This window comes from Micromonospora eburnea, from assembly GCF_900090225.1.
Classification (GTDB): Bacteria; Actinomycetota; Actinomycetes; order Mycobacteriales; family Micromonosporaceae; genus Micromonospora; species Micromonospora eburnea.
Genome location: NZ_FMHY01000002.1, coordinates 1,766,672 through 1,785,703 on the forward strand (window position 1 = coordinate 1,766,672; position 19,032 = coordinate 1,785,703).

Sequence of the window (19,032 nt, forward strand, 5' to 3'; positions counted from 1 at the left end):
GCACCGCTGCGGAACGCGCGTGTCCCGCTTTTCCCATACTCAGGTGCTACTCCTGGCTACGCTCCGCCATACGCTGACTTCACCCAGTGGTGGGAAGGTGATGGGAAACGCCTCCGAGAATGCGAAAATTCTTGTAGGATTCCCTGTTCTGCCCAGTTCCGTGATCCCGCCCGGCAACGGGTGGTTCAGTCGTCGACTTACTCCGGTAACGTCCAGTCCTCAACGGGGGTGACGGTCCAGGGCGACACTGGGGGTGGAAATGGTCGCGACGGGTTCCTCAGTGGAGCCGGGGGCCACGGCCGACCCGCCGAAAGGAGCGGCCGGGGCAGCCGAAAGGCGGGGGTGCGAGGTGTCTGTGGAACGCGGTGGGCGGGGTGCCGGCGAGGGGCCCGGGGACGTCTCCGGCGTCGCCGTCGAGCCGCGGCCCGGAGGTGGCTGGCGGGAGCGGGTGCACACCACCCTCGACCTGATCCGGGCCAACCCCACCGGCCGGATCACCCTCAAGATCGTCATAGCCGTCGTCGGTGCCATCGTGGTCACCGTCGGTATCGCGCTCATCCCGCTGCCCGGCCCTGGCTGGCTGATTGTGATCGCCGGGCTCGGCATCTGGGCCGTCGAGTTCATCTGGGCCCGCCGGCTGCTCACCTTCACCCGGCGCAACGTGCAGGCCTGGACGCGCTGGGTGCTCCGGCAGTCACTGCCGGTGCGCTTCCTGCTGGGTGCGGTCGGGCTGGTGTTCGTGGCCGTGGTGCTGTGGCTGTCGCTCAAGTACAGCCTCGGCATCGACGTGGTGGCGCGGGCGCTGCACTACCTCGCGACGCACTGACCCCGGATTTTTGGTCTGGGTTCTCGATCAGGTAGAGTCATCGGCGCTGAGGGCGATTAGCTCAGCGGGAGAGCGCTTCGTTCACACCGAAGAGGTCACTGGTTCGATCCCAGTATCGCCCACCATAGGTAGCAGTGCGCGAACCGCGTCAGCGGTTTGTATTTGATCAAGGGCTGGGCCTTCGAGGTCCGGCCCTTGTCCGTCTCTGAGCACCGGAATCCTGAAGATCGGCGTGAGGCTGTCATCGAAGTTGACCACTATTTCGTGGATCAGGGCTTCGAAGAGGGCTTTCCTGGCGATGTGGTTGCCGTGGTTGAGGACGTCGCGGATGCGAGCGTGGATTTTGGACAGGTCGGCGGGGGCTGGTGCGGCGGGCGGCTGGTCCAGGTCGAGTTCGAGTTGTGCCTTGCGGGCGTGGAGGAGTCGTGACTGGTCGCGTAGGTTGGCCAGCCGGGTTCTGATGTTGTCGTCCTCGTCGTCGAGGGTGCCTTTCTCGAAGGCTGTCAGGTAGCGGTCGACGGCGGTGCTGTTGTCGGTGAGTTGTCTGTTGATCGCGGCGAGTTCGTCTTGGTAGGCGCTGGTCGACTGGGTGTGGCTGGTCTGGAACTCGGTAATGGCTTGGCTGATGACGGGGTAGTCGGTGGAGTAGAAGTCGAGGACGGCTTGGCGCATGGCGTGTTCGAGTTGTCGGCGTTGAAGCGGTGGTTGTCGCATTCGGCGTTGGTGCCGTAGCGGGCGCGGCTCCAGCAGATGTAGTAGCGGTAGCGGTGGTTGCGGCCGTGGGCGGCGGTGCCGATGTAGCGTCTCCCGCACTGGGGGCAGCGGATCTTGCCGGTGAGTTCGTAGTCGGAGGAGTTGGCCGCGCGCCGGCCGATGTCGGCGCTGCGTTTGGCGAGGATGCGTTGGGCAAGGTCGAACTGCTCGGTGGTGATGATGGCGGGGTGGGCGTCGGTGACGGCGATGTCACGGAAGTGTTTCTCGCCGAGGTAGACCCGGTTGGTGATGATCAGCTCGATGGTGTGTGGTGACCAGGACTTGCCCATGCGGGTGCGCAGGCCGCGGTCGTTGAGCATGGTCGCGATGGACTTCGTGCCCAGGCGGTCTCTTGTGTAGCTGTCGAAGATGAGCCGCACGGTCGCGGCTTCGGCCTCGTTGACCACCAGCTTGTGAGTCTTCTTGTCGACCAGGTAGCCCAGCGGTCGGGCGCCGCCGTTCCACAGGCCCTTCTCGGCTTTCTTCTCCATGCCGGCGACGAGGATGGCCGAAGAAACGTCGAAGGCGCGTTCCCAGATCTTCAGCATGCCGTCCATCCTGCACCGATTCCGGCAGCGGGAACATCAGCGATACCTGGGCACTGTCGCTCCATTGCAGGCCCTGTCGTCTGCGGGGAGCGATGCGCAACCGGGCGGTAAATCAATCGGGCGCAGCTCTCTCAGTAAGACCATCGCCTTGGCTGCGAGACGGCCTATGGGCGACGGGCGGTTAGGCCGGCGAGGGTGACGGTAACCAGGCGATGGACGGCTTCGTGGCTGGACATGGTGCCGGCTGCGGTGAGGGCATGCAGACAGTAGGTAGCCAACTCGTCGGTGGCCACGTCGTCGCGGAGGTCGCCGGCGTGCACGGCCTCGGCGATCAGCTGTTGGACGAAGTCGCGTAGTCGTTGCTGAGCGTGGTCGACGTGTTCGCTGCGGTGCAGCAGCGCGGCGAGTTCGCCGCCATGGTGGCGCGCGGAGTGGTGCTGGATGTGCGCGTAGGTGTGCAGAACAGTGTTGAGGCGCGCGATTGCCGGGGCGGCGGGATCGACGGCGGCGGTGAGTTGGTCGAGGTGTGCGGTGATCTGACGTTCGTGCCAGGCGGTGAGAACGGCTCGGGCGTCTGGGAAGTACTTGTAGAGCGTCGCGCGCCCGATACCGGCCTGCTCGGCGATCTGCGACATCGTCACCGCGACCAGGCCGTGCTTGGCCACCAGCGCGGCCATGGCATCCATGGCAGCGTCCCGAACCGCGGCGCGGTGCGCGTCGATCGTCTCGGTCCACAGCTTGGGCACGCCCCGATCCTACACAACGTCGACTAGTGAAACATAGTGTTGTTGACGAAGACAGATTGTCTCGATAATTTAGTGCATGGCTCGGCCTCCGTGGCAGCGGCGGCGTCAATTCGGGCAGATCAGAACGACATAGACATACAAGACAAGCCATTCGGGACCCCCGACGTCGAGGGCTGCACGAGGTGCGAGGGATGGATGGCCGGACTGAGAAGGGTCTACGTCTGGGCCGGGATGAGGCTCGAGCAGCCCAGCTGGCGCCAATAGGCCACGGCGTTTGCGTGCGGTAGGCGCCCGGCGCTGTACGTGGCTGCAGGAGCGGCAACCTCGGACCCTCCGCCACGCCGGCACCACCTCCCCCCTAGCCCCTAGCGGGGCCGGGCTCACCCTTAACAGACGATCAAGAAGGAGTTACCGTGCCGATTCTGATAGCCGAGGTCCGGACTGCTCGAGCACGTCGCTACCTCGCCCAGTTCTGCAAGCATGCCGCTGCCATGGGACGCGGCAGCCACACTCCCCGCATGCATCTGCACACCGAGACAGTCCGTCAGGACGTGCAGGTTGCCGCCGAATGGTCGGAGACTAGTGGCACGATCACCTTCACCCCGTGGGGCCAGGCCACACTCACGGCCGACAGCACAACGCTCACGTTGCGCATCGACAGCGCCGACGAGGATGGTCTGGCGCAGATCCGCGACATCATCACCCGCAACCTCGAGCGGTTCAGCCGACGGGACCCCCTGTCCGTGACCTGGCAGCGGCTCGACACTCCCGGCACCGCCCAGGTTCAGCACGCCGCCGGAACAACGCCTAAGCCCCGGCGCGGCTTTCGACGATCCCAGACGATCCTCCTCGCACTCGCCTCCGCTGTAGTCATCGGCCTGCACATCGGACTGGCGGGCACGGTCCTGGCCGAATCTCGGTGGACCGGCGTGGCCGTTAACGTCGCCGCCGCACTGGTCGTAGTCAAGATCGCGCTGGTCGTCTTGGCCCGCTTTGGAATCCGGCGCGGCAGGGAGCCGAAGAACTCCAACCGGAGGTAGGCGGCACCGCGGCTCACCACCACCGGCGAGGTGGTTTGCCTGCAGGCCCTGCGGGGCGATTGTAGCCTGTGGAACTGCCCGCCGGCTCAATACTCAGGCACTTGAGCGACCGAAGTCCTCGTCGGCACCTCGATGCCCGGGCGACTTCGGCGACAGGCCCGACCTCATTCGCGAACACCACCCGGCACCCACAGGTGTTGTAACGGCAAGCGGCCAACCTCGGCGCAACCCGCGACATTTGCCACCGCGCCGGCATGTTCAGTCGACCTCGACAAGCTGTGGCCCGACGCGTCCGCTCCTCGGCCGCCTACGGCACCCAACCCAGCCTCGCGCCCGACCCCGCGAGGGGGCGCCGACAGCAGCAGCCTACAGATGACCTTTCTACGGTGATCACTTAGTATTTGTGAGAGGGCGGTTCGGAGGGTTAGGTCCTTTTCGGGGCGAGAGCGAAAACCCCGGGCTCGGTCTCGGTCAGAATCTGGCGGCTGACCAGGCGTTTCAGCCTCGCGCGGGCACCTTCGACGTGCTTGGGTGAGGGCTCGACGCCGACGGCGATGCAGATGTCTTTGGCGCGCATCCCGGTGGGCGCGGCGTGGAGGACGGCTAGGATCTGCTGGTAGGGGGCGCTGGCGATGGTCGGATCCTCGGCCGTGAACTCGGCGGCGATCAGTGCTTGCAGGGTGGTGCGGGTGGTCGCCAGGTCGGCCAGTTCGCTGTCGATGCGGGTGAGTTCGGTGGTGAGCGTCGTGATCTGCTGGCGTAGCCGATCGGCGGTCTGACCTGCGGCGGTTTCGCGTTCGGCGATCAGGTCGAGGATCGTGGTGATGTTCACCGGTGCCGCCAGGATGGGGGTTGGTGCCGGTCGGCCGCCGGACCATGTTGGCCATCGACGCTCACAGCGTGCGGGACACCGATGACTCCGGTCGGCTCTCGTACTCGCGGGCGAGGCGGCGGTGCAGCATCAGCGTGCCGTTGACCTGTTCGACGATCCACCGCTTGCGGACCGGCACGAACCCCTGGCCGGTGTCGGAGCGTTTGACGATCTCGACGTCGATGCCCAGGACGGCGCCGTGGACCGCGACGTCCTGTTTGAAGCCGGCGTCCACCCGGGCCCGGGTGACCGTTGGGGTGTGCTCGGCGACCTTGTCCAAGAGCTTGATCCCGATCGCGTTGTCGGTGATCGAAGCGGCGGCCACCACCACGGCGATGATCAGGCCGAGGGCATCCACGGCCAGGCCCCGCTTACGGCCCGGGCACTCGCTTCGCGGCGTCCTTACCGGTCGTCGCCACGGGCACGTGGTTGGCCGCGCGCAGCGACTGGGTGTCCAACGCGACCGCGGTCGGGTCCTCCCGGCGGCCGGCCTTCTCCCTCGCCTGGCAGCGCAGCAGGTCATGGATCGCCTGGTCGGTGCCGTCGTCACGCCACAACGCGAAGTAGTAGTACGTCGCTGACTTCTGCGGCAGGTCGTGCGGCAGATACGCCCACTGACAGCCGGTCCGGTTCTGGTACAGGATCGCGTTCACGATCTCCCGCAGGTCGTAGTCGCCCTGATGACCCGAAACCGAGACGCGCTTGGCCTTCCACGCGTCCAGGAACGGGCCGATCAACGCCCACTGCTCGTCGGTGACATCACTGGGATACGGCTTTAGATCACCCATGACCAGCCCAACGCCGCTAACAGCCAACGGTTATGACCAGGATTCACCTTCGAGGCATCGAGCGGTTACGATTCGTGGTGAACCCGCAGGACGATCCCCAATCGGACTCAACCCGCAGACCAGATCAAAGATCTTCGAACCGCCCGCTGAGAAGAAACCGATCAGCACCTATTCGCGTGGGGCGGCCAATATTGTCGGCGCGATGAAACGGCATCGCGTGCGTCGCCTCGCCGTGGTCAGCTCTGCTGGGGTCGCCCCGCACTCGTACTCCGATGGCGGGTTTCTGTTCAACCGAGTCCTACTGCCATACGTGACGCGGGTGCTGGGTAAGACGATGTACGACGACATGCGGCGGATGGAAACGCTGGTCCGCGCCAGCGACCTGGACTGGACGATCGTGCGCCCGAACGGGCTCTACCACCTGCCGTCGCCCACCGACTACACCCTCGTCGAGGGCCACGCCGACGGCAGGTTCACCGCCCGTGTGGACCTGGCCGCCAGCATGCTGGCCCTGCTGGACGACGACCGCTACCTCCGCACCACCGTCAGCGTCATCACCACCGTCGACAACCCCACCCTGCTCCAGTGGATCCGCCGCGAAGCACTCGCCAAGAGCTGAGCCGATTCATCCGCATCGCTTCGAGGCGCTGGTAGCGGTCAGCGGATCCCCGCCCTCATCAACGCCGCCAACCCGCTCGGACGGTCTGCACGGATGTTGACCTGGCGTTGCAGCGTCCGCGAGGGTTGCGGCAAGTGTGTGCGCGGCTGGGACCGTGGACGTCAAGCACGCCGCCCGGGATGACCCAGGCTTCGTGCGGGCCCCGCGCTACGACGTGTCCCTGCCGTCCCAGGCCCGTGTGGCAGTGAGGCAGTTCGATGATGGGTCGGCCATGATGCGCTCCAGGGTGCGTTGGCCCATCCGACTCATGCCCGGGTTGCTGGCGACGTAGTACCAGACCAGTCCCATCGCCTGTACGAAGGCCCATGCCTTACCGCGCTCCCATTCTGGCTCGTCGCAGCCGAGGTTTTCGCGGAGGACCCACCGTGGTCCGGCTTCCAGCAGATGCCAGGCACCTACGAGATCCAGAGCGGGATCGGCGGGTGCGAGCCCACCGACGTCAAGAACACCTCTCAGGCGCCCGCCGGACACCAGCACGTTGCCGGAAATGAGATCACCATGGGTCACCACGTCTCTGGCTGCGCCGCGCGGCTGCTCCCGCATGACCGCCCACATCTGGCGAAGCCGCGCCACGTCCAGAAGGTGCTCGCTTTGTTGGAAACAGGTCTCCATCCATGCGTCGTGCGATTGCAGGTCTCCACCCCGGCCGTTGCCACTGAAGGTCCGGCCGCGCGTATCGATCGCGCGCACCTCCCTGATGAACTCGGCCAAGTCACGCGCGAACGTGACCGAATGGCCGGGGTCCTCGTCGGTGGCCACCGTGCCCGGTATCCAGGTCTGCACGGACCATGGAAGCTCGTAGCCTTCCCCAGGTTCACCGATCGCGACCGGTTCGGGCGTGGGGAACCGGGTCCGACCGAGCAGCTCACGAGCCGCCTCCGCTTCGGATTCCAGCCAGCGGCGCGTCGCTCGACGCCCCGAGACTCCAACGGGAACCGGGCCGCGAACTGCCCACCGATACGGAAGATGGCGTTGACGGTCCCCTGGGAAGCGACGGGCCGGATGGGTAGGCCGTGCCATTCGGGAAACTGCTCATCTACAAGCTTGCGGACAGTCTCAAGGGTTACGGTCAGCTGATCGGCATGCATCTGCACCCCGCGAGCGTCGCGTCCAGCGCCCGGCGGCCGCAACCCAGTTAGCCGCGTCTGTTGAGCCACTACGACCGCGACGTGGATGCGACAAGGCGACATGATCGCGGCAGCTCAAAGTCAACCCGATACGGGTGCACAGCGACGTCCGGAATGACAGGGGGCGCGAGAGTTCATACAATCCACCTGTCGTGGGCAGTGTGTGGAAGGCCTTAGCCAGCGGCTTTGGCGATGATGCGATTCATCTCCTCTCGACCGAAGGCCCGCATGGTCGTGGTACGGACGTTGCCCGCCCCGCCGAGCTGCAGGAACGCCGCGGTGGCGGTTTCGTCGTCGGGTGCCTCGACGACGGCCACGAGGTCGTAGGGACCGACGGTCCAGTAAATGTTCATGAGATTCGCCCCGAGATTCTGGGTCGCTGTGGCGAAGGCCTCGGCGCGCTTCGCGGTGTCCTTGTAGCCTCGGATCCCCTGATCGGTCCAGTTCAGCAACGCGACATACGTCGGCATGGTCCTTCACCTCCATGAAGAGACCTCATCGTAGGGCTGATTATGGGCATAATGGCCGGAATCCACCTCAAGTACGCATCAGAGCGAGTGAGGTTGCGTCCACGGGAGTGGTGTACGACTTGCCCGTGATGGGCGTGTTGCGTAGATGAGAGACGGCCATCGCGTCGATCCTTCAAGACGACCAAGTCAGAGAAGGAAGAAGAGGACGCGATGGCCGCTTCAGCGAGTGTGAACCCTGTTGACCTGCTGCGCGAGCAGATCGAGGGCGCGTCGCCTGATGTGTTGCAGGCGATGGTGAAGACGTTCGCGCAGGCGTTGATGTCCGCCGAGGCGGACGCGGTCTGCGGCGCGGGATATGGGCAGCGCAGCGATGAGCGGGTGAACTCCCGCAACGGTTACCGGCATCGGGAGTGGGACACCCGCGCCGGGACGATCGACCTGGCGATCCCGAAGCTGCGGCACGGCAGCTACTTTCCGGAGTGGTTGCTCACCCACCGGCGGCGGGCCGAGCAGGCCTTGGTCTCGGTCGTGGCCACGAGTTACCTGCTGGGGGTGTCGACGCGGCGGGTGGAGAAGCTGGTCGAGCAGCTCGGGATCCGGCAGCTGTCGAAGTCGCAGGTCTCGGAGATGGCCGCCCACCTGGACGCGCAGGTCGAGGCGTTCCGCAACCGGCCCTTGGACTCAGGGCATTACACGTTCGTGTGGATGGACGCGCTGACGATGAAGGTCCGCGAAGCCGGTCGCACCGTCAACGTCCACGCGCTGATCGCTGTCGGCGTCAACGCTGACGGCCAACGCGAAGTCCTCGGCCTCGACGTCGCCTCCGACGAAGACGGCGCCGGCTGGCTGGCGTTCCTGCGATCGTTGACCGCCCGCGGCCTGTCCGGTGTCCGCCTGGTCATCTCCGACGCCCACGCAGGCCTGGTGCATGCCATCGGGGCGGCTCTGCCCGGGGCCTCGTGGCAGCGGTGCAGGACCCATTACCTGCGCAACCTGCTGACCAAGGTGCCGAAGTCCGCGCAGCCGTGGATCGCCACCCTCGTCCGGACGATCTTCGACCAGCCCGACGCCGACGCCGTCCGCGCCCAGTTCGACAGGGTCGTGACCACCATCGAAGCGAAGTTCCCGGCCGCGGCCGAGCACCTCGATGCCGCCCGCGACGACCTCCTGGCGTTCACCGGCTTCCCGCGTGAGATCTGGCGCCAGATCTGGTCCAACAATCCTCAGGAGCGACTGAACAAGGAGATTCGCCGCCGCACCGACGTCGTCGGGATCTTCCCCAACCGGCCGGCGATCATCCGCCTCGTGGGCGCAGTCCTGGCCGAGCAGACCGACGAATGGACCGAAGGACGCCGCTACATGGGCCTGGAACTACTGGCCAAAGCCCGCCTGATCACCGTCGACACCAGCCAACACGACACCGACCAGCCCGACGCGGCGCCGATCGCCGCATAGCATCAGAACGGATCACGCGATGGCCGTCTCTTACACCACCAGCGCGGACGTGACCGCGAGTGATGCGAGCGATCACAGGATGGCGGCTCGCCCGGCGAGCTGGGCCTAGTACTCCAACGTCACTTGGCTTCGGCGTTGGGCGTGGCGTGGGCATGAGGACGGCCACCGCGTTGATCATCGATGGTTTGTGAGGACAACCGAAGATCGTGCGGTGGCCGTGGGCCACAGCCTAGACCTTGATCGGTGGCGGGTCATCCTGGACGAGGCGGTGACGCGTGTCGCTGACCGGTTCGTGCGGGCAGAACCGCGCCGGACGGCCGGACAGTTCGTGGAAGGGCTGCTGTCGGGCGTGGAGCGTAAGACCTGCTGGTCCCTGGCGGAACGGGCGGGTCACGCCGATCCGCAGGCGATGCAGCGGCTGCTGCGTACGGCGGTGTGGGACGCCGACGCCGTCCGAGACGACATCCAGGCATGGCTGATCGAGCAGCTCGGCCACCCCGACGGTGTCCTGGTCATTGACGAGACAGGCTTCCTCAAGAAAGGGGTGTGCTCAGTCGGGGTCCAGCGGCAGTACACCGGCACCGCCGGTCGCATCGAGAACAGCCAGGTCGGGGTGTTCCTTGCCTACGTGTCACCCGCGGGCCGCGCGCTGATCGACCGCAGGCTCTACCTACCCGAGACGACCTGGTGCGACCGTCCCGACCGGCTTGCCGCCGCCGGCGTCCCCGAGGTCGTTGAGTTCGCGACGAAACCGGCGCTGGCCCGGCAGATGATCGCCGACGCGTTGAACGCCGGCGTCCCGTTCGGGTGGGTGACCGGCGACGAGGTCTACGGCGCCGACCCCGACCTACGCGCTGACCTCGAACAGCACGGGATCGGCTACGTCCTGGCCGTGGGCTGTGACCGGCGGGTGGCGGTCAACGACGGCCGCACCCTCGTGCGTGTCGATGACCTCGCCGAGCGGATCCCCACCAGCGAGTGGCAGCTGCACAGTTGCGGGCCGGGCGCGAAGGGTCCCCGCGACTACTTGTGGGCCTGGATCACCACCGCCACCGGATCGGGTGAGCATCGGTGGCTGCTCATCCGCCGCAACCGGACCACCGGCGAGCTGGCCTTCTACCTGTGCTGGGCGCCTCGCCCGGTGCCGTTGCACACCCTCGTGACCGTGGCCGGCTCTCGCTGGAGCATCGAGGAGTTGTGAGGTTCCCCCGGTAGCTCGGAGAACATCACGGGATGGCTGAGGCGCAGCGGGCGGGGGCGCGGTGACAGTCCCAAAGCGGGTAAGGCTGCCACTTAGGGGCAAAGAAATCTCTTGACTTAGATATTTCCTGGCATCTAAGCTTCTTCATGTGGCGAGCACATATGACGAACTCAGGGACGCCGTCGAGGACTCGGGCGGCTTGTACGTGACGCACATGGCGGAGCTGCGAGACATTCGCGGCGCCGGGCGACTCTCGACTGGCATCTGCGCCGCAATCAGCGATGACCTCGCCTCGCACGGCCTGGGGCACCTCCCTCCGGATCTCCCCACCAGCCAGTGGGAGGAGGCACGCATCTACCGGCTGGGCAGCCCGATCGCGTCCGTAGTGACCGCGATCCTCTATCCGTCGGAGGCGGGCGACAAGACGCTCCGTAACCTCGCAGAGGACAACCCCCGGGAGATCTTGCAGCGCGTCCGGGAGCTGGTCAGCGAAGCCTGAGCAGCAACGACGGTTCAGCGTGTGGGTGACGAACTGAGTGACAACGTCCGCGATCAGCGCCGGACTCCCGCGGACGGCGGCGGACCGTTCGAGCAGGTGAAGCGGACATCTCGGCCAGCTCACTGACGCCCGATCATTCCTTCACACCGAAGAGGTCACTGGTTCGATCCCAGTGTCGCCCACGCAGGTCAAAGGCCACGTCCCGGCTTCGGGAGGTGGCCTTTCTGCTGTCATACAGCAGTCCGGTCATCGGGTCAGTGAGTCGCCGAGCCGCTTGAGGGCTTCTCTCGTCGCCTTCGATGAGACCTGGGTGTAGATCGCCATCGTTATTGAGAATCTTGCGTGCCGGAGTTCTTCTGGCGTCGTGGGCGGTGATCGGCTTGGCGCTTGCTCTCTCGCACCTGGTCTGCGAGGAGCGTTGGAAGTTGCGCGGCTCGATCGGTGTGCCGTGGCGGGTGGTGAAGACGATGGCAATTTGGTCCGGCTGTCTGTGATCGTTTACCCCATGATCCGCGCCGCCTCGGCTGACCTAGCCAGCCCTACGCAAGTACTTCTGTTCGCCGTTGGCTGGGCTTTTATGGGGACCGTGGGGATCATCGCGGGCCTGGTTGAGCTGCGGGATCGCGAGGCACGTCGACCGTCGAGCCTGCCGCGATGGTTGAGGTCATCGCCTTGGCTCGCAAGCCCGAGGCTGATGATCTTCGTCTCCTCCTTAGGCGTTGTCGTTGCGCTGGTTCTTGCGGTGCTCGGGCTGATCCGCCTCACGAACGAATGAACACAACCGTGGGCTTCGCTTCAACGTCCGGCCCTCGGGCTGGGTGACCAACTGAGTGACGACCGGGACGGCTGACAGCGGACGCCCACGGACGATGGCGGACTGTTCCGGCAGCTCACTCCGGCTACTCGCCCAGCTCATCGATGGCCGATAATTTTTTTCGGGACGAAGAGGTCCCTTCGGACGCTTTGACTACCCTGGCAATGGTCACCGCCGACGTGTGGGCCAAGCGGCCCATGCCGCAGCGACGGCGCAGAGCATTAGGCGGACGAATAGGCAACTCAGCGCGCCGCAAAGCAACGTGGCCGCAGCCCCAAGGCCTTCCACGGGCATCATCGTAGGGCGCTGAGCCAGCCGTGCCCGTAGCGTGCCCGATTCAGCGGTCAGTACCGGGCAGGACGGGGCGCTCGACGGGCCGAGTAACACTTCCCGTCAAACTCCGCATGGAGGCGTCGCTACGCACCGTGTAGATCAACCCGATTCCCAAGCTGAGAGTGCGCGGCCGCCCTGCCAGGGGCGGGTTCCGGCGGGTGGTGGAACGGGGCGTGGAGATCGTGCGGCTCAGCCAGGCGTTGGATGACATCTTCGACGGCGCGTCGTGCATCACGGGTACACCGACTACATCCGCGACTACGAAGTCATCGTCTACGTCGCCGCAGACCCGCCTACCGGCATCCCACCGGTCCACCTCCGCTACCTCTTCAAGTACTGCGTCGCAGCCGAGGTCCAGACGGCGGTGAGGCCCGATACCTGGCGTTGCTCGCTCGACGAGCGACGGTGAAGCCGCCACGACCGGCGCGGCACACCAGCCGCAGCGCGCTACCTCGGCGTTACACCCCCCAGGTGGTTGTTGTTCCGGCACCGGTGTTCATCGCAGGGTGAGCGGGGTTTCGGATTCGATGTGGGTCAGCTTCTCCGGGTTACGGACGTAGTAGACGCCGGTGATGCGGGCGTCCTCGATCCGGATCGCCATGACGCCGTCGATCTCGCCGTCTAGTCGTACGAGGAGGGCCGGGTTGCCGTTGACCACCGTCGGCTCACCGGTGAGCGTGCCGCCGACCCGGCCCAGATTGCCGAGGAACAGGCGGGCGACCTTGTCAGCGCCGGTGATCGGCCGCAGCACGGCCTGCTTGATGCCGCCGCCGTCGCCCACCAGGACGACGTCAGGGGCGAGCACGTCGAGGAGACCCTGCAGGTCCCTGGTCTCGACCGCGTGCTGGAACGCCCCCAGAGCCGCCCGGGTCTCGCTGGGGGAGGCCACCTGGCGGGGGCGGCGGGCATCGACGTGTTGGCGGGCGCGGTGCGCGATCTGGTAGACGGCCGCGGGGCTCTTGCCGACGGCGGCCGCGATCTCGTCGTAGCCGAGCTCGAAGGCCTCGCGGAGCACGAAGACGGCGCGCTCGGTCGGTGACAGTGTCTCCAGGACGATCATGAGCCCCATCGACACGCTCTCGGCGAGTTCGACGTCCTCGGCCACGTCCGGCGTGGTGAGCAGCGGCTCGGGCAGCCAGGGACCGACATAGGCCTCCTTGCGGCGTTTCATCGTGCGCAGCCGGTTCAGTGCCTGCCGGGTCGTGATCCGGACCAGGTAGGCGCGCTGGTCGCGCACCTGGCCCACGTCGACCTTGGTCCACCGCAGCCAGGTCTCCTGGAGGACGTCCTCCGCGTCGGCCGCCGAGCCGAGCATCTCGTACGCGACGGTGAAGAGCAGGTTCCGGTGGGCGAGGAAACTCTCGGTCGCCGGGTCGGCGGCGTGGTTCATATCTCGACCGTCCTTGCTTCGCGGGTGGGCCTGGTTACAGCAAGGCCCTGATCCTGGCTGGGCTGGCTGTGCTGCTGACGACGTTCTGGTTCTGGCGGGACCGGCGACGCCACGCTCGTACCCTGATCCGGGTCTGATCGGTGCGGTTGGCTGGCGAGCGGCCGGTCAGTCCGGTCGAAGCCGCGGCCGGGGCGGCCCATGCGTGGGATCACCCCGCGCCGACAGTCCACCACCCCGCCCGCGGCGCGTCTTCGTCAGCCGGTGAAGGGCTCAGGGCCGAAGCGGCCCCAGGCGATGAAGGTCGCAAGCACGACACAGCCCAGGTTCACGATGACCAACGTGGACTGACCGAGCCGGCCATGGATGATCGCCGCGCCGACCATGAGCAGAATCCAGCAGGCGGCGGTCACTGGCACCATGATCGGTGCGATGTCGAGCACGGCGGGCAGGATCAGGCCAACCGCGGCCAGGAGTTCGAGGACCCCGATGGTCTTGATGAAGCCGGCGCTTGCGTGTCCGGTCCATTCCCCGCCCTTGATCGCTGCCAGTTTCTCCTTGGGTATGAACGTCTTGGTGATGCCACCGGTTAGGGAGACCGCTGCCAGCAGTCCGGCAGCAATCCAAAGAGCGAGGTTCATGCGGTATTCCTTGCCTTGTGTAGGGGTGACTCCGGTGTCTTGGGCCCACGGGCGCGGGCGGAGTTCCAATGGGACACCGTCGATGGTCGGTAGCCGTTCGAGCTGGAATCGCTCGACGTGTGGCGCATGCTGTCGGTTCAGCGGGTGGCCAGCGCCTCGCCGTGCTTGGCCCGCAGCAACTCCTGGCGCTTGTCGTCCTTGACCCAGGTGAGCGAGCCGGGCTTGCGTGCCTCGGCCGCCAGATGCTTGACGGTGACCTTGCAGACCAACTCCTTGAGCTTCGCGCCCGGGCCGCCACCGAGGTACAACCCGTTCGCGGCGTCGTCCTTGGAAGCGAACTGGAAGATGCCGGCGCGACGCCCCAGGCTGATGCACTGGCCAAAGAACCCCAGGTTGATGGGCGTCGGCTGCTCACCCGCGATCCGCGCCAGCACCGTGTCAGCGGCGTGCGCGCCGATCCTCGTCGCGGCCTGGCAGCTCATCCGGAACGGCAGGTCCGACGGGGCCGCCGAATCCCCGGCCGAGAGGATGCGTACGTCGTCCACGCTCGTCAACGTCTCATCGGTGAGCAGGCGGCCGGCGGCGTCGGTGCTCAGCCCGCTGCGCGCGGCCAGGTCCGGCACGCCGAACCCGGCGGTCCAGACGGTCACCTGGCTCGGCAACGTGCGGCCGTCGCTGAGCCGCACGGCATCGCGGGTCACCGCCGTCACCTTCGCGCCGGGGCCGTCGACCACGGTCACGCCGAGTCTGGCCAGCCGCCTGGCAACCGAGCGCCGACCGCGCGCGTGCAGATACGGGCCGAGCACCCCGCCGCAGACCAGGGTCACCCTACGGCCCGCCTCCGCCAGCTCGGCGGCGGTCTCGATGCCGGTCGGACCGGCTCCGACAACCGTCACCGCCGCCGTCGTCGGCATGGCGTCGAGGGTCGGCCGCAGCCGCTGCGCCTCCTCCAGGCTGGCGATCGGGTACGCGAACTCGGCCGCTCCGGGCACACGCGGGTCGGCGCTGCCACTGCCCACCGCGTAGATCAGATAGTCGTAGCCGACCGTGCCGCCGGCCGCCAACGTCACGCTGCGCTCGGCCGCGTCAATACTGTTCACCGTGTCGACCACCAGCCGGACGCCCTCGGCCAGGACGTCTCGGTAGTCGACTACCGCGTCGTCGGACCCGCCCACCAGTTGGTGCAGGCGGATCCGCTCGACGAAGGTCGGGCGCGGGTTGATCAGAGTCACTGCCACGTCGTCGCGCTGGGTCAGGCGGTTGGCCGCCATCACACCGGCGTACCCGCCGCCGACCACGATCACATCGATGTTCCCAGTCATAGTGGCTCCTCCGTTGCCAGGGGTTCGGCCTCAAGACACCGGGGGACCGATCCTTCTGACAACGTGTGAGGCAGACCACTCCACGGGCGTGGGCCCGACACGCGGAGCCCTCACGGCCGGGCGACAGCTTCGAGGGGCCAACCGGGCTGTGCCCTGCTCACCGGCGGCGACTCACCGAGGCGGCAAGCTATGGCGTCCACAGCGTGCCGAGCGGCACGAGGTCGCGAATCCAGATGCTCTTCGTTCCGTCGGGCGTCGGCACAAGCACCCTGATGTCGGGGTGGTAGTCGAAGAGCACCTGGCGGTCGCGTCCGCATGGCCCGACCGGTCCGCGCCCGAAGTTGCCCACGGCCACGATCGTCGTTAGCTGGCGAGCGCCGGAGGCACGGGCATGAGCGAGCGCGACGAGTTCTGCGCACGGTTCGCCCGTGAAGTGGTAGAGGTTGATCCCGCCGTAGATGTGGCCGTCGGCGGCACGTACCGCTGCCCCCATGGTGTGTACGCCATCGACGCCGTCGGTGTTGGCATCGACGATCTGTCGGGCGTACTCGATCAGCTCTCGGTCATCGTTGTCCAGGTCACGCATGGACGCCAGCATCCGGCGAGACTACCGGCCGCACGCGCCGCCGCCGGGAGCGAAGCGGCCGAGGCGGAGCCTGACCGCCCACCTCAGCGACTGGCAGGGCGCTGTTGCGGGCGGCCGAGGCGGTGCACTCCGAGCCGGAGCGGCGGGCGTTCCGGCAGGTCGGTCAGGGGGTGCCCGTGTCGTTGTCCAGGTGGGCGGTGCTTGCATCCCGGACTCGGGCGACCAGCTGTTCCAGAGCGGCGATCTCGGCGCGCAGCGCCGCTCGGCCCTGTCTGGTCAGGCGTAACCAGGTGATGGGGCGCCGGCCTTCGTATCCCTTGACTACCTGGAGCATGCTCGCCTGTTCGAGGACACGAAGGTGCCGGTTGAGGTTGCCGTCGGTCAGCTTCAGCTCGTCGCGAAGGGTGGAGAAACTGCACTCCTGCGTCTCGCTCAGCACGGTGAGAATCGCGAGCCGTACGCGCTGGTGCACGACATCGTCCAACGCCAGCGCTGGATGAGCCGGGGGCTCTGGCTCGGGTGGCGATGGCGAATCAGCCACCGTTGGCCGCCCGCCAGCTCCGCCAGCCCCGGATCGCCGCGAACGTGAGCAGCGGCAGAGCCATCAGGGTGAGCCACATCCCCGGCCGCCAGTCGATTCGTCCGCCGAGGGAGTTCGGATGCCCACTCATAATGCCGGTCAGGTCGCCGTCGAGGATGTCGGTGGCCCAGCCTGGTAGGTATCCCATCGGGACCCAGCCGCACAGCCAGACCGTGAGGAGCGCGATCCACCCGCCGGCGATCATCAGACTCCGGCTGCGCTCTGCCCAGGCCAGGGCCATCACGGCCGCCGCGATCGGCAGCAAGGGGGTAAGCAGGCCGGCCAGCCAGAAGTGGTCCGGGCTCGGGTTCAGAGCGTCGGACTGTTGCTGTTCCTGTGTCGGCACGGCCGCGAGCACGGCCAGCAGGAGCAGAACGCCGAGGCCGGTACCGGCGAACAGTGGCCAGGCCACCCGCAGGCCCAGCGAGCGCGACCGCCACCGATACCAGGCGCCGACGGCGGCGAGCAGCATTGGTGTGCAGAGGAACCAGAACAGGTACGACGCGAGCGGGTCGCGTTGCTCGTCGGGCAGCCCGGCCCAGAAGGGGGAGTCGATGGAGATGCTGTAGGTCGCGGCGAATGGGTGGCGGTAGAGCGCGCTACTCGCAAGCAGTAGCGCGGCGATGCCGAGGGCTGGCAGCCATGCCCCGCCGTGTGCGCGTATCCGTGTCCGTCGTCGTAGTCGCTCCAGCTCGGCCAACGTCTGCGTTGCCTGTCCCTCGCTCGTCTGATCCATGGCGCTCCCAAGCTTTGCATCAGCACGATACTTTGCAACGCAAAGTGTAGTCGCCTCCCGACGCCTGGCAAGCGTCAGCATCGGGATGTGGCGTCGGCCAGGCCGGCGAGGAGGTGTCGAGCCGCGATCAACCGCCGGACAGTGCCGTGGATCGCCGTCGATCCGCCGGCGGTCGTTGCCCGGCCCGGTCGCGCGTCTTGGCCCGCACCGCGGCGAAGCCGCTGGCCCCGACCATCAGGTACAGCCCCCCGAACAGCCAGAAGGCCGCGAACAGGAAGCCACGTTCGACCATCGCGAGGATCATGACCAGCGCGCCGGCCAGCGCGGTCACCGCGTACGCCGCCCGGATTCCGCACGCGCACAGCACGCCGAGGGTGATCGGCCCGGCGACCCACAGCGCGACACCGACCCAGTCCATACCGAATTTGCCGGCGGCTACCGAGGACGCGGCCAGTAGTCCGGGCAGAGCCACGAACGCCGCCGCGGCGAGGTGCCACGACCGTACGGCGACCCGGCCGATCCCACGCCGAATCCTCGACGGCGCGATCGCCGCCACCCAGAGCAGGAGCGCGAGCGGGAAGTAGTACAGGCCGATCTCGCCCCCGACGAACGTGAGCGCGGTGAGAACCACCGCACCGGCGATCCCCGTCACGCCGCGCGCCCTGGCGGGCAGTGCGAACGGCGCGGCCGCGATGAGCGCCGGCAGCAGGGTGAGCATCGCGAGCCCGGGGCCGTACCGCTGCACGATGCTCTGCTCGTCAGGGCCGGCCTCGGTCAGATCCAGTGGCAGCGCCGTACGCAGCAGGAAGCTCACGCACACGGCGGTCAGCACGCCAACCGCCACGGCGATCGCACGTAGGGTTCGGCCGGCACGCGCCGCGTGGTCCAGAGCGCCGTCCGGAAGTGCGAGCTCGTCACGCGCCTGCCCCGCCACGGCCTGCGGGCTGCCGAGGCCGGCCAGGGCCTGTTTTATGGTTCGCCCGCTGGCCAGGGCATCGGCGATGTGCGCGCGGACATCCTCGATGATCTCCCGCACCGTGTCGGGCGGCGCGTCCGACAACTCCACGCCGAGTGCTCGCAGGTAGGTCTCTGCCGCCTCGGGTAGGACGTCGTTGGTCATGCTTCCTCCGCTATCAGCTCATCCACGTGCGGCTGGATGTCGCGCCACACCGCCGCGAACACGCGCAACTGCGCCCGTCCCTGGGCCGTGATCGCGTAGTACCGCCGGGCATGCCCCTGCTCGGGGGTCAGCCAACGGGTTTCGACGCTGCCCGCCTGCCGCATGCGGGCGAGCAGCGGATACAGGCTGCCCTCGCTCGCGGTCAGACCGCGGGCGACAAGCCAGTCGGCCAGTTCCAGGCCGTACATGTCGCGCTGCGCGAGCAACGCGAGCACGCAGTACTCGAGTACGCCCTTGCGGATGTTGGTGGTGATCCGCTCGCGCGTGTTGTCCATGGCAAACAAGATACCTTGCATAGCAAGGCATCGGGCGGCGGGGGGGGGGGGGGGGGGGGGGGGGGGGGGGGGGGGGGGGGGGGGGATGCCCCGCCGGTTGTCGGCGACGAACCGGCGGGTGAACACGAGGCAGGCTCCCGTGATCGCGGCTCGGGCGACCGGTGACACGCCGTCG

At 67.2% G+C, this 19,032-nt stretch carries 20 protein-coding genes, 1 tRNA gene and 5 pseudogenes; 11 read left to right on the forward strand and 15 right to left on the reverse strand.

Annotation, left to right across the window (positions count from 1 at the left end):
• The first annotated feature begins 259 nt into the window (after positions 1 to 259).
• From GA0070604_RS08355 to GA0070604_RS08365, 3 genes are all read left to right on the forward strand, one after another.
• Positions 260 to 826, forward strand: a complete 567-nt coding sequence (locus tag GA0070604_RS08355) for a TIGR02611 family protein (protein WP_091116866.1) — start codon at positions 260 to 262, stop codon at positions 824 to 826.
• A gap of 50 nt (positions 827 to 876) precedes the next feature.
• Positions 877 to 951 (forward strand) — tRNA-Val (locus GA0070604_RS08360).
• A gap of 31 nt (positions 952 to 982) precedes the next feature.
• Positions 983 to 1,255, forward strand: a complete 273-nt coding sequence (locus tag GA0070604_RS08365; protein WP_091116869.1) for a hypothetical protein — start codon at positions 983 to 985, stop codon at positions 1,253 to 1,255.
• Positions 1,256 to 1,329: 74 nt separating this feature from the next.
• Here the strand turns inward: GA0070604_RS08365 and GA0070604_RS08370 are convergent, their stop codons facing one another.
• Both GA0070604_RS08370 and GA0070604_RS08375 read right to left on the reverse strand, forming a co-directional pair.
• Positions 1,330 to 2,127 carry a recombinase family protein gene (locus tag GA0070604_RS08370; protein WP_167363411.1) on the reverse strand — a complete coding sequence of 266 codons (798 nt, stop codon included), beginning with the start codon at positions 2,125 to 2,127 and terminating at the stop codon, positions 1,330 to 1,332.
• 164 nt (positions 2,128 to 2,291) lie between these two features.
• Positions 2,292 to 2,873: a TetR/AcrR family transcriptional regulator gene (locus GA0070604_RS08375; RefSeq protein ID WP_091116876.1), complete on the reverse strand. Its 582-nt coding sequence runs from the start codon at positions 2,871 to 2,873 to the stop codon at positions 2,292 to 2,294.
• 413 nt (positions 2,874 to 3,286) lie between these two features.
• On the opposite strand from GA0070604_RS08375, the gene GA0070604_RS08380 reads away from it, so the two are divergent.
• On the forward strand, positions 3,287 to 3,913 hold the full coding sequence (locus GA0070604_RS08380; RefSeq protein ID WP_091116880.1) for a DUF2218 domain-containing protein: 627 nt from the start codon (positions 3,287 to 3,289) through the stop codon (positions 3,911 to 3,913).
• Positions 3,914 to 4,337: 424 nt separating this feature from the next.
• On the opposite strand, the gene GA0070604_RS08385 is transcribed toward GA0070604_RS08380, so the two are convergent.
• Both GA0070604_RS08385 and GA0070604_RS34120 read right to left on the reverse strand, forming a co-directional pair.
• Positions 4,338 to 4,745 carry a hypothetical protein gene (locus GA0070604_RS08385; protein WP_091116884.1) on the reverse strand — a complete coding sequence of 136 codons (408 nt, stop codon included), beginning with the start codon at positions 4,743 to 4,745 and terminating at the stop codon, positions 4,338 to 4,340.
• Positions 4,742 to 5,572 (reverse strand): annotated as a pseudogene (locus GA0070604_RS34120) (IS5 family transposase). Before GA0070604_RS34120 ends, GA0070604_RS08385 begins: the two are co-directional and overlap by 4 nt.
• Between GA0070604_RS34120 and GA0070604_RS08395 the strand changes: the two are divergent.
• Complete coding sequence (locus GA0070604_RS08395; RefSeq protein WP_279615675.1) at positions 5,571 to 6,191, forward strand: NAD(P)-dependent oxidoreductase; 621 nt, start codon at positions 5,571 to 5,573, stop codon at positions 6,189 to 6,191. The pseudogene GA0070604_RS34120 and the gene GA0070604_RS08395 sit on opposite strands and share 2 nt — an antisense overlap.
• A 207-nt stretch (positions 6,192 to 6,398) precedes the next feature.
• On the opposite strand, the gene GA0070604_RS08400 is transcribed toward GA0070604_RS08395, so the two are convergent.
• On the reverse strand, positions 6,399 to 7,271 hold the full coding sequence (locus GA0070604_RS08400) for a phosphotransferase (RefSeq protein WP_244161790.1): 873 nt from the start codon (positions 7,269 to 7,271) through the stop codon (positions 6,399 to 6,401).
• 280 nt (positions 7,272 to 7,551) lie between these two features.
• A complete protein-coding gene (locus GA0070604_RS08405; RefSeq protein WP_091116888.1) occupies positions 7,552 to 7,848 on the reverse strand; it encodes a GYD domain-containing protein in 297 nt (98 codons plus the stop codon).
• A gap of 210 nt (positions 7,849 to 8,058) precedes the next feature.
• Here GA0070604_RS08405 and GA0070604_RS08410 point away from each other — a divergent pair, with 210 nt between their 5' ends.
• The 3 genes and pseudogenes from GA0070604_RS08410 (at position 8,059) to GA0070604_RS08420 (ending at position 11,003) form a co-directional block, all read left to right on the forward strand.
• On the forward strand, positions 8,059 to 9,303 hold the full coding sequence (locus GA0070604_RS08410; RefSeq protein ID WP_091113630.1) for an IS256 family transposase: 1,245 nt from the start codon (positions 8,059 to 8,061) through the stop codon (positions 9,301 to 9,303).
• 211 nt (positions 9,304 to 9,514) lie between these two features.
• A pseudogene (locus tag GA0070604_RS08415) lies at positions 9,515 to 10,501 on the forward strand (IS701 family transposase); the annotation flags it as partial.
• Between the two features lie 151 nt (positions 10,502 to 10,652).
• Positions 10,653 to 11,003, forward strand: coding sequence for a hypothetical protein (locus tag GA0070604_RS08420; RefSeq protein ID WP_091116891.1), 351 nt, complete (start codon positions 10,653 to 10,655; stop codon positions 11,001 to 11,003).
• A 246-nt stretch (positions 11,004 to 11,249) separates the two neighbouring features.
• Here the strand turns inward: GA0070604_RS08420 and GA0070604_RS33400 are convergent.
• Positions 11,250 to 11,472, reverse strand: a pseudogene (locus tag GA0070604_RS33400) (site-specific integrase); the annotation flags it as partial.
• 36 nt (positions 11,473 to 11,508) lie between these two features.
• On the opposite strand from GA0070604_RS33400, the gene GA0070604_RS08430 reads away from it, so the two are divergent.
• Together GA0070604_RS08430 and GA0070604_RS08435 are read left to right on the forward strand one after the other, a co-directional pair.
• A complete protein-coding gene (locus tag GA0070604_RS08430) occupies positions 11,509 to 11,778 on the forward strand; it encodes a hypothetical protein (protein WP_141721252.1) in 270 nt (89 codons plus the stop codon).
• A gap of 545 nt (positions 11,779 to 12,323) precedes the next feature.
• Positions 12,324 to 12,553 (forward strand): annotated as a pseudogene (locus GA0070604_RS08435) (YxiG-like protein); the annotation flags it as partial.
• 93 nt (positions 12,554 to 12,646) lie between these two features.
• Here the strand turns inward: GA0070604_RS08435 and GA0070604_RS08440 are convergent.
• Positions 12,647 to 13,540, reverse strand: a complete 894-nt coding sequence (locus GA0070604_RS08440; RefSeq protein WP_091116898.1) for an RNA polymerase sigma-70 factor — start codon at positions 13,538 to 13,540, stop codon at positions 12,647 to 12,649.
• Between the two features lie 50 nt (positions 13,541 to 13,590).
• Between GA0070604_RS08440 and GA0070604_RS34460 the strand changes: the two are divergent.
• Positions 13,591 to 13,668 (forward strand): annotated as a pseudogene (locus tag GA0070604_RS34460) (DUF6458 family protein); the annotation flags it as partial.
• 126 nt (positions 13,669 to 13,794) lie between these two features.
• Here the strand turns inward: GA0070604_RS34460 and GA0070604_RS08445 are convergent.
• The 7 genes from GA0070604_RS08445 to GA0070604_RS08475 all read right to left on the reverse strand — a co-directional run bounded on the left by GA0070604_RS08445 (position 13,795) and on the right by GA0070604_RS08475 (position 18,857).
• Positions 13,795 to 14,178 carry a DoxX family protein gene (locus GA0070604_RS08445; protein ID WP_091116901.1) on the reverse strand — a complete coding sequence of 128 codons (384 nt, stop codon included), beginning with the start codon at positions 14,176 to 14,178 and terminating at the stop codon, positions 13,795 to 13,797.
• Positions 14,179 to 14,315: 137 nt separating this feature from the next.
• A complete protein-coding gene (locus GA0070604_RS08450) occupies positions 14,316 to 15,500 on the reverse strand; it encodes an NAD(P)/FAD-dependent oxidoreductase (RefSeq protein WP_091116905.1) in 1,185 nt (394 codons plus the stop codon).
• A 187-nt stretch (positions 15,501 to 15,687) separates the two neighbouring features.
• Positions 15,688 to 16,086: a cytidine deaminase family protein gene (locus tag GA0070604_RS08455; protein WP_208601988.1), complete on the reverse strand. Its 399-nt coding sequence runs from the start codon at positions 16,084 to 16,086 to the stop codon at positions 15,688 to 15,690.
• Between the two features lie 163 nt (positions 16,087 to 16,249).
• Positions 16,250 to 16,558 carry a winged helix-turn-helix domain-containing protein gene (locus tag GA0070604_RS08460; protein ID WP_244161793.1) on the reverse strand — a complete coding sequence of 103 codons (309 nt, stop codon included), beginning with the start codon at positions 16,556 to 16,558 and terminating at the stop codon, positions 16,250 to 16,252.
• A 61-nt stretch (positions 16,559 to 16,619) separates the two neighbouring features.
• On the reverse strand, positions 16,620 to 17,402 hold the full coding sequence (locus tag GA0070604_RS08465; RefSeq protein WP_141721253.1) for a hypothetical protein: 783 nt from the start codon (positions 17,400 to 17,402) through the stop codon (positions 16,620 to 16,622).
• Positions 17,403 to 17,529: 127 nt separating this feature from the next.
• Positions 17,530 to 18,522, reverse strand: a complete 993-nt coding sequence (locus GA0070604_RS08470; protein WP_208601989.1) for a DUF1700 domain-containing protein — start codon at positions 18,520 to 18,522, stop codon at positions 17,530 to 17,532.
• The gene (locus GA0070604_RS08475) at positions 18,519 to 18,857 is read right to left on the reverse strand and encodes a PadR family transcriptional regulator (protein WP_091116920.1); all 339 of its coding nucleotides are present in this window, start codon (positions 18,855 to 18,857) and stop codon (positions 18,519 to 18,521) included. The genes GA0070604_RS08470 and GA0070604_RS08475 overlap by 4 nt, the downstream gene beginning before the upstream one ends.
• Positions 18,858 to 19,032 lie beyond the last annotated feature (175 nt).